At 70.1% G+C, this 14020-nt stretch carries 16 protein-coding genes; 13 read left to right on the top strand and 3 right to left on the bottom strand.

Annotated elements, in window-relative coordinates:
- The first annotated feature begins 66 nt into the window (after positions 1 to 66).
- Positions 67 to 723 carry an HAD family hydrolase gene (locus AC1WTP_RS19885; RefSeq protein ID WP_481650749.1) on the top strand — a complete coding sequence of 219 codons (657 nt, stop codon included), beginning with the start codon at positions 67 to 69 and terminating at the stop codon, positions 721 to 723.
- Here the strand turns inward: AC1WTP_RS19885 and AC1WTP_RS19890 are convergent.
- Positions 720 to 2054, bottom strand: coding sequence for a helix-turn-helix domain-containing protein (locus tag AC1WTP_RS19890; protein ID WP_481650750.1), 1335 nt, complete (start codon positions 2052 to 2054; stop codon positions 720 to 722). The genes AC1WTP_RS19885 and AC1WTP_RS19890 overlap by 4 nt on opposite strands.
- A gap of 444 nt (positions 2055 to 2498) precedes the next feature.
- Here AC1WTP_RS19890 and amcA point away from each other — a divergent pair, with 444 nt between their 5' ends.
- From amcA to AC1WTP_RS19940, 10 genes are read left to right on the top strand one after another with little or no spacing between them, the layout of a single operon-like run.
- Complete coding sequence (gene amcA, locus AC1WTP_RS19895) at positions 2499 to 2681, top strand: multiple cyclophane-containing RiPP AmcA (RefSeq protein WP_481650751.1); 183 nt, start codon at positions 2499 to 2501, stop codon at positions 2679 to 2681.
- Positions 2681 to 3649, top strand: a complete 969-nt coding sequence (locus AC1WTP_RS19900; protein WP_481650752.1) for an NAD-dependent epimerase/dehydratase family protein — start codon at positions 2681 to 2683, stop codon at positions 3647 to 3649. The genes amcA and AC1WTP_RS19900 overlap by 1 nt, the downstream gene beginning before the upstream one ends.
- A gap of 18 nt (positions 3650 to 3667) precedes the next feature.
- Positions 3668 to 4621 (top strand): thymidylate synthase, encoded by a 954-nt coding sequence (locus AC1WTP_RS19905; RefSeq protein WP_481650753.1) that lies wholly within the window; start codon positions 3668 to 3670, stop codon positions 4619 to 4621.
- The gene (locus AC1WTP_RS19910; protein WP_481650754.1) at positions 4618 to 6327 is read left to right on the top strand and encodes a carbamoyltransferase family protein; all 1710 of its coding nucleotides are present in this window, start codon (positions 4618 to 4620) and stop codon (positions 6325 to 6327) included. Before AC1WTP_RS19905 ends, AC1WTP_RS19910 begins: the two co-directional genes overlap by 4 nt.
- Complete coding sequence (locus AC1WTP_RS19915; RefSeq protein ID WP_481650755.1) at positions 6312 to 7358, top strand: CgeB family protein; 1047 nt, start codon at positions 6312 to 6314, stop codon at positions 7356 to 7358. The genes AC1WTP_RS19910 and AC1WTP_RS19915 overlap by 16 nt, the downstream gene beginning before the upstream one ends.
- A gap of 51 nt (positions 7359 to 7409) precedes the next feature.
- The gene (locus AC1WTP_RS19920; RefSeq protein WP_481650756.1) at positions 7410 to 7931 is read left to right on the top strand and encodes a P-loop NTPase family protein; all 522 of its coding nucleotides are present in this window, start codon (positions 7410 to 7412) and stop codon (positions 7929 to 7931) included.
- A 24-nt stretch (positions 7932 to 7955) separates the two neighbouring features.
- Positions 7956 to 8771, top strand: a complete 816-nt coding sequence (locus tag AC1WTP_RS19925; protein ID WP_481650757.1) for a class I SAM-dependent methyltransferase — start codon at positions 7956 to 7958, stop codon at positions 8769 to 8771.
- Complete coding sequence (locus AC1WTP_RS19930) at positions 8768 to 9505, top strand: phosphotransferase (protein ID WP_481650758.1); 738 nt, start codon at positions 8768 to 8770, stop codon at positions 9503 to 9505. Before AC1WTP_RS19925 ends, AC1WTP_RS19930 begins: the two co-directional genes overlap by 4 nt.
- 22 nt (positions 9506 to 9527) lie before the next feature.
- Positions 9528 to 10178 carry a histidine phosphatase family protein gene (locus tag AC1WTP_RS19935; RefSeq protein WP_481650759.1) on the top strand — a complete coding sequence of 217 codons (651 nt, stop codon included), beginning with the start codon at positions 9528 to 9530 and terminating at the stop codon, positions 10176 to 10178.
- Positions 10175 to 11026, top strand: a complete 852-nt coding sequence (locus tag AC1WTP_RS19940) for a phosphotransferase enzyme family protein (RefSeq protein ID WP_481650760.1) — start codon at positions 10175 to 10177, stop codon at positions 11024 to 11026. Before AC1WTP_RS19935 ends, AC1WTP_RS19940 begins: the two co-directional genes overlap by 4 nt.
- An 881-nt stretch (positions 11027 to 11907) precedes the next feature.
- Here the strand turns inward: AC1WTP_RS19940 and AC1WTP_RS19945 are convergent.
- Both AC1WTP_RS19945 and AC1WTP_RS19950 read right to left on the bottom strand, forming a co-directional pair.
- On the bottom strand, positions 11908 to 12057 hold the full coding sequence (locus AC1WTP_RS19945) for a hypothetical protein (protein ID WP_481650761.1): 150 nt from the start codon (positions 12055 to 12057) through the stop codon (positions 11908 to 11910).
- A gap of 54 nt (positions 12058 to 12111) precedes the next feature.
- Complete coding sequence (locus AC1WTP_RS19950) at positions 12112 to 12876, bottom strand: ATP-dependent DNA ligase (protein ID WP_481650762.1); 765 nt, start codon at positions 12874 to 12876, stop codon at positions 12112 to 12114.
- A 28-nt stretch (positions 12877 to 12904) separates the two neighbouring features.
- On the opposite strand from AC1WTP_RS19950, the gene AC1WTP_RS19955 reads away from it, so the two are divergent.
- Both AC1WTP_RS19955 and AC1WTP_RS19960 read left to right on the top strand, forming a co-directional pair.
- Positions 12905 to 13672, top strand: a complete 768-nt coding sequence (locus AC1WTP_RS19955) for a hypothetical protein (RefSeq protein WP_481650763.1) — start codon at positions 12905 to 12907, stop codon at positions 13670 to 13672.
- Positions 13669 to 14001: a hypothetical protein gene (locus AC1WTP_RS19960; protein ID WP_481650764.1), complete on the top strand. Its 333-nt coding sequence runs from the start codon at positions 13669 to 13671 to the stop codon at positions 13999 to 14001. The genes AC1WTP_RS19955 and AC1WTP_RS19960 overlap by 4 nt, the downstream gene beginning before the upstream one ends.
- Positions 14002 to 14020 lie beyond the last annotated feature (19 nt).

Consider the following 14020-nt stretch of genomic DNA (forward strand, 5'->3'; position numbering starts at 1 on the left):
CTTCCTTCGCAGAGGGCCCGACCCACCCATCTTGATCACTTTGGGCAAGAAAGGCACAATCGCAGGGTGATCGCGAGCGTGTTCTTCGACGTGGGCGAGACGATCGTCGACGAGTCCCGGGAGTACGGGACCTGGGCGGACTGGCTGGGCGTGCCTCGGCACACCTTCTCAGCGGTCTTCGGTGCGGTGATCGCTCGCGGCCTGGACTACCGGGAGACGTTCCAGGTCTTCCGCCCCGGCTTCGACCTGGCCGAGGAGCGGGAGCGTCGCGCAGCGGTCGGCCAGCCAGAGCACTTCTCCGAGGAAAACCTGTACCCGGATGCTCGGCCGTGCCTGGCCGCGCTGCGCGAGTTGGGCGTGCAGGTGGGCCTGGCCGGTAACCAGACAGCACGGGCAGAGACGATCCTGCGCGCTTTGGACCTGCCGGTGGACGTGATCGGCACGTCGGACGATTGGGGTGTGGAGAAGCCGTCGGCGGCGTTCTTCGACCGCGTTGTCGCGGAGGCGGGCTGCCCGGCCGATCAGGTGCTGTACGTCGGAGACCGGCTGGACAACGACATCCGGCCCGCGCAGCAGGCCGGGATCGCTACCGCGCTGGTACGGCGCGGCCCTTGGGGGCACATCCTCGACGACAAGGCCGTCAGCGAGCGTTGCCTGTTCCGGCTCGACTCGCTGGCTGAGCTACCCGAGCTGGTGCGCAAGCACAACGAGTCCGCGGCCTAGCTGCCGGGTAGGGCGGTTCGGCTGGCGGCGAGGGCGGTGATCCGTTCGTCGAGCTGCCTGCCCTGCCGGCTGTCCCCGAGTACGGGCCGGATGGCCCTAATCCGCTCCAGGCCGGTGCCGTACCAGTCGTTGTGCAGGGCGTCCAAGGCTTGGCTGAGGTAGTTGGCGGCGTGGTCGCCGTCGCCGCTGTGTGCGCAGGCGAGATCGGCGAGGATGACGCTGCGCTGCTTGGCCGCGTTGGCGCTCAGGCAGGCCAGGGCCTCGGTGAGCTGCTTGGCGGCCTCGGGGTGGTCGTCGGCCGCGAGGGCCGCGTAGCCGGCGAAGGCGTGCAGCCGGCCGGCGTCGTAGAAGTCGAGCCATTCCGGCGGAGTGGGCTTGGCCTCGATCGCGGTTGAGGCGAGGTCGATCTGGTGGCGACTGGCAGCTCCGGCGCCGGCGCGGGCTTCGACTTCAGAGGCGACGCAGTGCAGCCAGGAGCGGACGGCCGGGCTGACGCCGTGCCAGGTGTGCTGCAGCGCCGCGTCGACCAGCGGGCGGGCGGCAGAGGGGTCGTGGCCGAAGGCGGGGATGAAGGCCATGTGGCCGAGGACGGCGGCCGCCAGGGCGTGGTCTCCGGCTTCCCGGGTGGCGGCGAGGGCGACGTCATAGCAACGCTGCGCGACGGCGGGTTGGTTGAGGTCGAAGAACGCCAACCGGGCGGTGAGGAGCGCGGATTCGGCGAGGGCGGCAGCAAGGGTCGTGCGGCTGGTGCCGCTCGCCGCGCGGACGAGTCCGGTGCCAAGCTGGGTGTGAGCGTATGCCGCTTCATAGAGCGGCCGGGCCGGACTGGTCCAGTACAACGCTCGCTGGCAGCGAACGATGTCGGTGTACGCGCCCGGGTCGGTGGTCTTCGTGTCGGCATGCGCTGCCTGCGGGTCCAGTGACAGCAGCGGCACGACCAGGGGCAGCATGCTGGCGCCGAACAGTGCTCGCAGGACAGCTGCCCGGTCCCAGCCGCCTTCGTTCTCGTCTCCGGTGAGCATGTCCCACAACCTCCTGAACTCGTGCAGTGTCTCCGCCTGCGGGCACATGGCCAGCTCATCGGTGGTGAGCAGGCCGAGCTGGCTGGCTGGCTTGTCAAAGATGGCTACCAGGTGCTTGCGGTAGCGCGGGTCGGGCCACCGCTCGCCGGTCTCCCATCGCCGCACCGTGTTGGCGTTGAGGCCGGTGTCGGTCTCTCCGGCCTGGCTCATCCCCGCACGAATACGCTCGGCGACCTCCTCGTACGACCAGCCCCGCTGGAGTCTCTCCCACGCTAGCCGCCGGTTGGGGGGATAGCGTCGTCCGGCCATCTGAGCACCTCCGCGCGTTGCCTGTCGACGATCGTCACGCTAGCCACCTCCGCTACGGCCCGTCACTACCTGGTTGCGAGCGGACGGCTTGTGGACGGTACCGCCCGGCCTTTGTGGACGGTTCGCTGTTGACGAGCATCGAAGACCGCTGCCGAGCGGCGGGCCAGCTCACCAACCCATTCTCATCGACACCAGGGGATTCATGGTGGACAGATTGATCGAGTCTGGCAAGGCGGCCGGGGAGTTGGCTCGTCCGACCGCGGCTGCGGCCGGATGCGCGTTCGGGAGGTTGACTCCTCCTCCGCGTACCGCCATCGGGGCTGCGCGGGCGGGTGACCGGCGCGGTGCTCCCAGCCGCCGCCTCGCGATGGCGGACCCGCCGGGATCCCGACGGGTCCGCCAGGACTGGCAGCCGAGGGGCCAAGTTCGTCGAGCGGTGGCGCCATGACCCTGTACGTCTCGCGGCACGCCTTCGCCAGCAGCACGGGCACGCCACGCCCCTCGGCATCCGCCTCGGTGCGGGTGGCGACCGGCCGGGCGGCGGTTTCGCCGGCCGAGCCGCCTCTACTCACGCATGTGTGGCAGCGGGTGTTCGCGCAGCGGACCGGCATCGGCGGGCAGCGATGATGGCCCGGGTGCTGGTGACCGGCGCTGCCGGGTTCATCGGCTCACACCTGGTCGACGCGCTCCTCTCCCGTGGTGTGGAGGTGGTCGGCCTGGATCGCCGCCGGCTCGGTGAGCATGCCATCGCCGACGAAAACCTCGCGGCAGCGATCGGGAATCCGCTGTTCACTCCGCTGTGCCGGGACCTATCCACCGACCAGCTCGACGACGCGGTGGACGGGTGCGACACCGTTTTTCATCTGGCCGCCCGGCCAGGAGTCCGTCCGTCGTGGGGCGCTGACTTCGCCGACTATGCCCAGGCCAACGTGCTTGGCACCCACCGGCTGCTCGACGCCTGCGCACGGTCGGGCGTACGGCGGCTGGTCTACGCCTCGTCATCCAGCGTCTACGGCCCAGCGAACCGGCCCAGCCGTGAAGATGACCGGGCCTGTCCGGTCTCGCCGTACGGGGTGAGCAAGCTCGCCGGCGAGCACCTGTGCCTGGCCTACGCCCGCCGCCCCAACAGCCGGCTCAGTGTCGTGGCGCTGCGCTACTTCACCGTGTATGGGCCGCGGCAGCGGCCGGACATGGCGATCGGCCGGCTGCTGTTCGCCGCGTACACCGGCTTCCCGATCACGATCTTCGGCGACGGCAGCCAGCAGCGGGAATTCACCTACGTCGGCGATGTCATCGCCGCCACGATCGCCGCCGCACACGCGGACACCCGCCACACCGTGGTCAACGTCGGCGGCGGGGCGAGCGTCTCCATGCGCGGCGCGATCTCGGAGGCGTCCAAGGTCACGGGCCGACACATCCCGGTCCAGGTGGCGGACGCCCAACCCGGGGACGTCCCGTCGACGTCCGCCGACCTGACCCTCGCGGGCCGGCTGCTCGGCTACTGGCCCACCGTCGGCTTGCACGAGGGCATGGCCCGCCAGTCCGCCTGGCTGGTCAACCTATCCCGCGACCGACTCGCCGCCTTCACCTCCTGACCCCGAAGGAAACCTCACATGATCGTCTTAACCGCGGACTCCGCGAGCGAGCTGTTCACCGCCGCCTGCCAAGCGGTGCTTCTCAACGGCCGGACGACCTGCCCACGAGACATGATGACCACCGAGGTCGTCGGCGCGCACCTGTGCCTGACGAACCCCCGACGGCGGCTGGTCGCCGTCCCGCCCACCCGCGTGATCAACCCGGCGTTCGCGGTCGCCGAGGCGCTCTGGATCCTCTCCGGCTCCGACGACCCGTGGATCTTCGACTTCAACGACAATCTGCGCCGATACGCCGACGACGGTGTGCTGCAGGGCGCGTACGGGCCGCGGATCCGCCGCTGGGGTGGCAGCGTCGATCAGCTCGACGCGGTCGTGCGGAAACTGTCGTCCGACCGGGATTCGCGGCAGGCCGTCATCCAGATCTACGACCCGTCTCGTGACCACCGCGGCTATCGGGATGTGCCGTGCACGCTCGGGTACCGGTTCCTCATCCGGCAGGGCCGTCTCGTGATGCACACCAGCATGCGCAGCCAGGACCTGTGGCTCGGCTTCCCCTACGACATCTTCGCCACCACCCTCTTGCACGAGTTGATGGCCGGGTGGCTCGGGGTCAAGGTCGGCGAGTATCACCACCATGTCGACTCGCTGCACCTGTACGCCGAGCATGCTCCGGCCGCCGCCGAATGCCTCCGCCACACGCCCGCAGTCACGGAGATGGAGCCGATCGCCGTGGCCTGGCCCGACCTGGACGCCGTCCTCAGCCACGTCATCTCCGGCGACGGCGACCTGCCGGGTGGCACCCCGTGGAACGCGTTCGGGCGCGTGCTGGCCGGTTACCGAGCATGGAAGGCCGGTGAACGGGACCAGGCTCGCAATCTCGCCCACGACACGCCCGGCCCGCTCGGCCCCGCCCTCACCGCCTGGTACGCGCACCTCACCCCGGCGGCGCTCACCTCTGGGGACCCGGCATGACCGCGAGTGTGGTGCTTGGGCTGTGCGCGTACACGCATGACTCGGCGGCGGCGCTCCTGGTCGATGGCCATCTGGTCGGCTTCGTCGAGGAGGAACGGCTCGACGGGGTCAAACACAGCAAGGCGTACCCGGCGTATGCCGTTGCCTGGCTGCTCGGCGAGGCCGGCCTGTCACCGCAGGACGTGACCACGGTGGCGTACAACTTCGACGGGCGCCGCTACCTGTCGGCGCTGGGCCAGTTGCCCGCCCACCTACGACAGCCGGCCACCCGTACCCGGGCTCTCGCCCGCGCCCGCAGCTTCACCACGGTCCACCGCCGCTACCAGGCCCGAATGCGGGACCTGTCCCAGCGGTTCCCGCGAGCCCGCCTCCAGCCTGTGCAGCACCACCGTGCCCACGCCCTGTACGCGTTCCTTGCCTCCGGTGTGGACGACGCGGCGGTCCTGATCGTCGACAGCCTCGGCGAGCTGCAGACCACCACCACCTGGCACGCCCGCCGGGACGGCTCTCGACTCATCCTTGACCTGCGGCATGCGATCAACGACCCGGCCTCCCTCGGGTACGCGTATGGGGCCATCACCGAACACCTCGGCTGGCGGCGCGGCGACGAGGAAGGCACGGTGATGGCTCTCGCCGCCCTCGGCGATCCGGCCCGCTTCCGGGGTTTGATGTCGCGGGCGATCCGGCTCACCGCCGACGGGTTCGTCCTCGACCCGGCGCTGCTCGCGTTGCGGGTGCTCTCCAGTCGGCACGGCCGAGTCGCGCCCGCGTTCGCCGCCGCGACCTGCCAGCCTCGCCTGCCGGCGGCGCCGGTCGAGCCCGTACACGCCGACCTGGCCGCCGCCCTGCAGGAGCGCACCGAGCAGGTGATGCTGCATCTTGCCACCCGTGCCCGCCAGTTGACCGGGTCCGGACTGCTCTGCCTGGCCGGCGGGGTCGCGATGAACTGCGTCGCCGCCGGCCTCATCGCCCAGGCCGGCATCGTCGACGAGGTGCATGTACCGCCCGCCCCGGGGGATTCGGGCACCGCGATTGGTGCTGCGTCCGCGGCCTGGCTGGATGCGACTGGCCGCTCACCGACCGGCATCGGCCACCGCTGCTACCTCGGTCCCGCCTACCCCGGCCTGACGCTGCCAGCCACACCCCGACCCGGGCTATCCGCGACCCGTCTGGCCGAACCCGCACACCATCTGGCCCGACATCTGGCCGAGGGCGACATCGTCGGGCTGTTCACCGGCGCGCTGGAGGCCGGGCCGCGGGCCCTGGGCCACCGCTCGATCCTCGCTTCGCCACTGAACGTCGGCGTGGTCGAACGACTCAACGCCACCGTCAAGTTCCGCGAACCGTTCCGGCCGTTCGCCCCGGTCGTCCTCGCCGACAAGGCCGCCGACTACGTCCGACTCCACCAACCCTCGCCGTTCATGTCGCTCGCCGCCCCGGTCACCGACCTGACCCGCGACCAACTGCCCGCGATCGTGCACGTCAACGGCACCGCCCGGGTCCAGACCGTCACCCGCGAACAGCACCCCTTCCTCGCCGACGTCCTCACCGCCTTCGGCGAGATCACCGGACATCCCGTCCTGATCAACACGTCGTTGAACATCAAGGGCAAGCCGGTCTGCGGCACACCCGACATGGCCTTGGACTGTCTCGTCGAATCCGGCCTCGACGCGCTGCTCATCGAAGACTGGTGGGTGACGAAGTGAGGATCGGCTACAGCTTCTGGGGGTTCCTCGGCCCCGGCATCACCGACACCCCGGACGGAGGCCGCAGCCACCGCCGAACACTGGTCGACGGACTCCGCGCCTCCGGCCACGACATCGTCTTCCTGCAACCCAACCGCGACCTGTGCGAGGCAGGAGACGACCTCACCGGCCTCTACCGCTGGGACGTCGGCCTACCCGACATCGACGCCCTGTTCCTCGAATGGCGCTGGCCCATCCCCGGCCGCAACACCACGCCATGCGGCCGACCCGCGCACACCTGCGACCTCCACCGCCAGGCAGACCTGCTTGCCCATTACATCCACCGACTCGGCACCCCCACCATCCTGTGGGACAAAGACCGCCAGCTCCGCGCCACGGACCCGCTCCGCGGTACCCGCAACGTCACCGTCTGCGAACCAGCCCTCTGCCCGGCTCCCGGCGCCGTGCCGCTGCTGTTCCCGGTCGCCGACGCGGCCATCGACGCCGCCGACCCCGCCGCGCTGTCGGCCCTGCCCCGACCCACTCCGCTGGTCTACGTCGGCAACCAGTACGACCGTGACGATGCCTTCGACACCTACTTCGCACCCGCCGCTGCCCAACTGCCTCACCTGGTCGCCGGCAAGTGGACCGACACCACACGCTGGCCCGACCTGCACTTCATCGGCCGGATCCCCTTCCCCCACGTCGCCGAGATCTACGCCGACGCCCTCGCCACCGTCCTGCTGCTGCCCGCCCGCTACGCGACCGCCGGCCAGATGACCCAGCGGATCTTCGAGGCCGTCCTCGCCGGCTGCGCGCCGCTCCTCCCCGCCGATATCCGAGGCGGTGCCGCGTTCGTCCCGCCATCCCTGATCGTCCGCAGCGCCACCGACGTCCGGCACCGCGTCGGCTGGCTGGCCGAGATCGCCGGCACCGGCGAGCACGCCGAGCTGATCGCGGAATGCCTGCGGCGCCTCGACCCGTTCCGGCTCTCCACCCAGCTTGACGTGCTCGATCGCCTCCTGCGTCACGCGGAACCGGTGGCGTCATGACTCACCGTGTCGCCCCGGCGCGACGTCCCCGGACCCCTACCCTGGAGAGCCATGGACAGGATCGCCATCATCGGCTGCGGCGGCAGCGGCAAATCCACCATCGCCCGGCAGCTGGCCCAGATCCTCGATGCGCCGCTGACCCACCTCGACTCGATCTACTACGACGAGCAGTGGCGGCCGTTGCCGCAGGACGAGTTCGCCGCCCAGCAGGAGAAACTCGTCGCCGGCGAACGGTGGATCATGGAGGGCAACTACGCCAGCACCCTGCCCATCCGGCTGGCTGCCGCGGACACGGTGATCTTCCTCGACCTACCCGCCGCTACCTGCCTGTGGGGCGTCGCCCAGCGGCGCTGGCGCTATCGAGGTGGGCAACACCACCAGGAAGGCGTCTACGACCGGATCACCTGGAACTTTGTCCGCTACATCCTCGGCTACCGGCGCAGTATGCGCCCGCGGGTACAGAATCTTCTCCGCGAGCACGGGCCACACGCTCGACTGATCACCCTCGCCAACCGGCGGCAGGCCAACCAGTTGATCAACCGCGTACGAGACGAACACCAGCCCTTGCCTTAACCACAGCGGGACGGGAGACGACCGATGTCGGCCAACCCGTTCCTTGACCGTGCACTGGTCCATGGCGACCTTTACCGCAGCGCCGCCCGACTCGCGCACCGTACCCAGGCCCTGCACCACGCCAAGATCAGCGGACGGGATGTCGCCGCCACGGTCGCCGACCAGCTCGCCGCGCGGATCCCACCCGGTGCGGTGGTACTCGACATCGGGTGCGGACGCGGCACCACAGCCCTACATTTGGCCACCCGGCTCCGTCCCCACCGCCTCGTCGCTGTCGACGCCTCAGCCGCGCTACTGACCGCGACCCGCGCCCGCCTCGACGAGGCCAGCGCTGCGGCCTCCGTGGTCCGCGCCGACTTTCACCACCTACCCCTGCAAAGTCGGTTAGCTGACGCGGCGGTGGCCGCGTTCTGCCTCTACCACTCACCGACGCCGGCCACCGCAATCGCGGAGATCGCCCGCTGTCTACGCCCCGGCGGCACCGCTGTCCTGGTCACCAAGTCGCTGGACAGCTACGCCGAACTCGACCATCTCGTCCATGCCGCCGGTCTCGATCCGGATGCCAGCCGGCGACCGAGCCTCTACGAGAGCTTCCACAGCGGCAACCTGCGCGAGGTCGCCGCTACCAGCCTGACCGTGCTCGACGTCCGGCGTGAGGAACATGTCTTCCGCTTCGCCGACGCGGCACACCTGGCTCAGTACCTCGCCACCACACCGAAATACCGGATCACCCCGGCGGGCGGGGCCGTCGCCCTCGCCGCGATCCTCCGGCAACGGCTGCCGGCTCCGCCATACACGGCGCGGTCCATCGTCAGCTTCGCCCTGGCGATACGGCTATGAGCGGCGGGACCTTCGTCAAGTGGTACGACGACCCGGAGCGTTGTGCCGCTGCTGCCGCCCACCACGCCTGGCTCACCAGCCTGGACGCCGATGTACGCCTACCGCGCCTACTGGCGCGCGACGCTCGGCATCTGATCTTCGAGCGCCTGCCGGGACACACACCGGCGGTCGCTGACCTGCCCCGGGTAGCAGCGACGCTCGGCCGCCTGCACGCTGCTGCACACGGGCGCGAACTTCATGCGGCGCGGCTCAACCAACCCCACACCACCGCGACCGGACTCGTGATCCCGGACTTCGCCAACCCACGCCGCGCGGCCCTGCACCGCGCTGCCGCTGCCGCGGGCGTCGACGCGGCGGCACTGGGTGTCCTACTCGATCGGCCCGGCCTGCCAGCAGCCTTCTACAAGGACCCGAACGTCCGGAACTACCTCGTGGACGGGGAAGACGTCGCCGTCGTCGACTTCGACGACCTGACCCTCGCCCCCTTCGGCTACGACCTCGCCGGACTGCTCGTCACCGGCTCCATGACCTACGGCCGCTTCGACGAACAGACACTCGCCTACTGCGTTGGCGCTTACCGAATCGCAGTGGCACCCCATTTGTGCCGTCCCGCTGATCTGCACCAATTCGCCGAATTGCATCACCTGCTGACACTCCGCTACGTCGGCCGCAACGGCTACCGGCACCCCTGGCCCGCTGTCCGGCCCTGGCCCGATCCGTTCTCACGGAGCTGACCACAGCGCAAGGAGCCCCCGGATGGTCCCCACCACCGAACTCGCCATCGCCCGCCACGGCGAAGCCGCATGCAACGCCGCCGGCATCGTCGGCGGCGAACGCGGCTGCACCGGACTCACCCACCTCGGCCGTGATCAGGTCGCACAACTCGCCGCCCGCCTGGCCGACGAGCACTCACACCGGCCATACGCCGCCTTCTACGCCACCCCACGGCTTCGCGTGCTCGAAACCGCCGAGATCATCACGCGAGCCCTACACCTGCCCGCCACCATCGAACCCGAACTCCGTGGCCCGGACCATGGCGACGCCGACGGCCAGCCCTGGGCGGATATCAAGACCGCCTTCCAGGGACCGCCCCAGCACGCTCCCGACCGCCCGTACGCCCACGGCTCCGAGACCTGGAACCAGTACCTCGAACGGGCAACGACCACCCTCCAGAAGATCCTCGCCAGACACGACGGCGAACGAATCCTCATCGCCGCTCACGGCGAAACCGTCGAGGCAGCCCACACCCTGCTACTCGGCCTTCCCCAGAACGCCTGCCTGCAGCTCGGCTTCGCCACCAACCACGCCTCGCTCAGCCAATGGCAGCGGCCCACCAACCGCTTCGGCCGCACCATTTGGCAGCTCGTCACCCACAACGACACCCGGCACCTCGGGAACCCACGGTGACTGACCTCGACCTTCTCCTGAAGCTCTGCCAGCGCCTCCTCGACGCCGACGCAGTACCCGTCGCCTGGCATCCCGGCCACGCCGGCAACCGCGCACTACGCGCCTCGACCGGCCCCCACGGTGAAGTCATCGTCAAGGTGCATCGCAGCCCGGAACGCCACATCCAGGAAGTCCACGGCTACCGCACTTGGATCTCGGCGCTCGGCGACAGAGCACCTCGACTGCTCGCCACAACCGACGACCCGCCCGCCATCGTGGTGACCGCCGTGCCCGGAGTTCCGCTCACCCAGCTTCAGCTCGACCCCGGGGCCGAGCAGGACGCGTACCGGCATGCAGGGCAGCTACTCGCAACCCTGCATGCCGCCGGACCGCCCCGCCTCGAACCGGACTGGACTGCCTGGCTCGCTGAACGCGCCGAGTACTGGATCCATCGCGCCGCTGACCAGATCACGGCCGGCCGCCGAAGCGAGATACGCGCCCACATGCGCGCCCTACGCGACCTCGCTCCGGTGCCGGCCCGGCCTTGCCACCTGGACTTCATGCCCAGAAACATGATCTACAGCGACGACGGCGTTGTTCGCTTGATCGACTTCGAGCACAGCCGCTACGACCTCCCTGCCCGCGATCTCGTACGCCTCGCCACCCGCATCTGGCCCCACCGCCCCGACCTACGCGACAAGTTCCTCGACGGCTACGGCTCGCTCACCGCGACCGATAACGAGGTAATGGAACACTGCGCGTACTTCGACGCCCTGACAAAGCTGTGCAGCTCGTCCTCGCCTGGAGGCCCACCGCCAAGCGAGTTGAAAGTCCCTTGCTACGGCCGGGAGACGAGCCACCCCATGTAATCCTCAGGTCAGGGATCATGTGTCAACGGCCAATCAGAATGCGGGTACAGGCCGCCGGTGCCGCGCGGACGGGACTCGACCACCCGCCGGCCACGCGGCCGGGTGCCCGGGCGGGGCGAGCGAGATGGGAGAGCGTCGCCACCGGTCGGATGACTGCAGCGCCCAGAAAGGCCGGCGATGCCCATACCGATGTGGGGTTCGTCGGCCGGACTCAAGTGAAAAGCGGCCCACCGGGGTGATGACGCCGTCCCGCACCGGGTCGGTGACCGATCGCAGCACTTCGCTCACCGGAGTGAGTACCCCGGCCCGGACTGGCTCCCTGACCGGACGGACAGCCTCACCCACCGCTGCGAGCACCTCCCAGCCGCGCGGTCCGGTAGCGGAAAGGCCGGCGCCATCGGCGACGGGCTCCGGCATGCCCGTCTGGGCGGGGCAGGCCGGCGGTCGGGCGACCTGCGTCCCCAACCGAGCCAGCCCCGGCCGCGGGTCGGCACCGCGTGGCAAAACGCCGGGAATTGCCCTACTGCCGGGCTCTTTCCGGCGCCGGTGGTGTTACCTGAAGGATCGGGCTGAAGGACGCCGGTGAGCAGGTCCAGGGCGGCGTCTACTGCGGGCGGACGGTCGGCGGTGTGAGCGACCCCCCGCCCCGTCTACTCGTTCCCGCACCCCTCCGCGGCCATCGCGACGATCAGCGTTAGCACTCTACCGAAGGTGGTCGAACGACCACCGTCTGCTGCAGATAGAAATAGGGTCGTAAGTGATCAGCTGTGGGCGCTCCAGCCGCTAGGCCGTCAGTGAGCACGAGCCCCGACCGGTCCCGTCGTCGGCCCGGGCCACCCGGTAGACGTCGTCGCTACGGCGCGACGGCGGCCCGCGGCCGCTCACCTCCGGTCGCCGAAGTAGCCCTCTTCCTCGCCGAGCAGTAGCGGCACGTCATAGATCGACATGTCCGCCCGGAGGCGCGCATACCGCACCCGATGCCGCCAGCGCCCGTGTTCGAACGCCACGTCGGCGTCGATCTCCGCCACCACGGTCGGCTCCACCTGCACGTACGGCAGCGGTTCGGGCCGGTCAAGCTGGCCGGATCATGACGCGGGCAGCGGCTGCGGCCACGGGTGCGCCTCGCCCCGGCGCGGCCACCGCGGCGGTGCCAGCAACTCGGCCAGCTCGGCGGCCTGCGCGGCGGTCAGGGGGTGGGAGCGGCCGGCGTACCGTAGCCGTCCCCGTCGGTCGAACCGCCCGAGCAGTGCGGTGTCCGGAGCGCGGATGCTGCCAGTCACCCCACCGACGATGGCTTCGGTGACGATCCGGGTGCGGAACTTCGACCAGCCGCGCCGGCCTGGCTCGTACCGGCCCCCCAGGCGTTTGCTGACTACGCCTTCGATGCCCGCCGCGGCGGTCCAGTGCATCAGCCAGTCGGACACCTGCCGCATGTCGGCCGTCTGCGGGGTGAGGGTGAGCTGGGGCGGTGCGTCGGCGAGCAGGTGTTCCAGCCGGGCCCGGCGCTGCGACAGCGGCAGGTCCAGGATCACCCGGCCGCCGGCGTCGGCGAGTAGGTCGAACAGTACGTAGTGGGCGGGGCACTCGCGGGCCAGGCGTAGCAGGGCGCGGCCGGCGGTGACGCGTCGCTGGAGTTGGGCGAAGTTGGTCCGGCCTCGCTCCCAGACGATCAGCTCGCCGTCCAGCACCACGCCGGGCGGGATGGCCGCCCGGATCGCCGGGGTGATGTTGGGAAAGTACGGGGTCAGGTCGCGACCGGCCTGGGACTGGATGGGTACCCGTTCGACGTCCCGGAACGTGAGTCCCCTCCAGCCGTCCTTCTCCAGACTCGCCGGTGTCTCATGAGACAACCCGTTGCTTCGAGGCCGGCTACCACTGATGACCAGCTGCGCCGAGCACGGCTGCCGGCTGGAGGACGCCGCCACCGCCAACGTCGCGATCGCCTTGCACGGTCGGCCACCGGATCCGGTGGTGGGCCGGCGCGACGGGAGCACCCTGGAGCTCATCTGGGAGACCGCCGGGCACCCGGCCCGGGCCGGGCTGAAGGTCTGGCAGCCGTACGAGTACCTGACATGGCCGGTCCAGGAGGCGATGCTGCATGCGGCTGCAGTCGCGGTGCAACTGGCCGCCGACGGCCGGCTCACTGCTCGCGGCATTCTCGGCCCCGCCATCCAGCCGGCCCCGCCCGCCCGGGTGTACGACGGCGACCGGCCCTTCCCGTACCGCTCCGCCTGGCTCGACCTCAACACCGCGGCGGAGGAGGCACTCGCTTATGCCCGAGTGGAACCCGCCAGCGCCGGGCAACTTCTGGGGCTGCTCACGCTGGGCAGCCGCCGCCGCGAGGTGTGGGAACGGGAGATCGCTGTCCTCCAGAACAGCAGCGTCCCCGCCGACTTCCTGCCGGACGCCGCCGCACTGGACCGGCTCTGCCCGGCCGGTCAGCCCGTGACGGCAGTCGGACACGATCTCGCCACCGTCCGCGCCCAGCTCGCTGCCGAGCAAGCCGGCGCCGCGGCCGCCGACACCGACCGGCTGCGTACCGAACTGGCCGACCACGCCGAACACGGACGGCTCTGCATCGAGATGGCCACCGCGCAGACCGGCCTGGCCACGACCCGCGCTGCCAGGCAGAATCGCAAGCGATGACCACCTACGACGAATACCGGGGCCGGCAGCGGCTAGTCGGCCGATACCGACAAAAGATCCGCAGGTACGGCACCCTTGGCGACCCGAAAGAAGCCATGATCGAAGCCAGCCAGGAAGTCTTCGGCGACTTCGGCGACCCCGGCCTGGAGCACTGCTATGCCGGCGTGTACTTCGTCGCCAGCGGCCCCTACATCAAGATTGGTGAGGCCGGCGGCGGCCCGTACGAGCGGATGCGCTCCTTCCACACCGGCAACCCCCACGGCCTAAAGGTCAACGCCGTGAAGTTAGGCGTGTGGGCTGGTAGGCAAGTGCCTCGATACGGCCCCTGACATGCAGGAAGCGGAGCTC

The organism is Micromonospora sp. R311 (assembly GCF_056780015.1).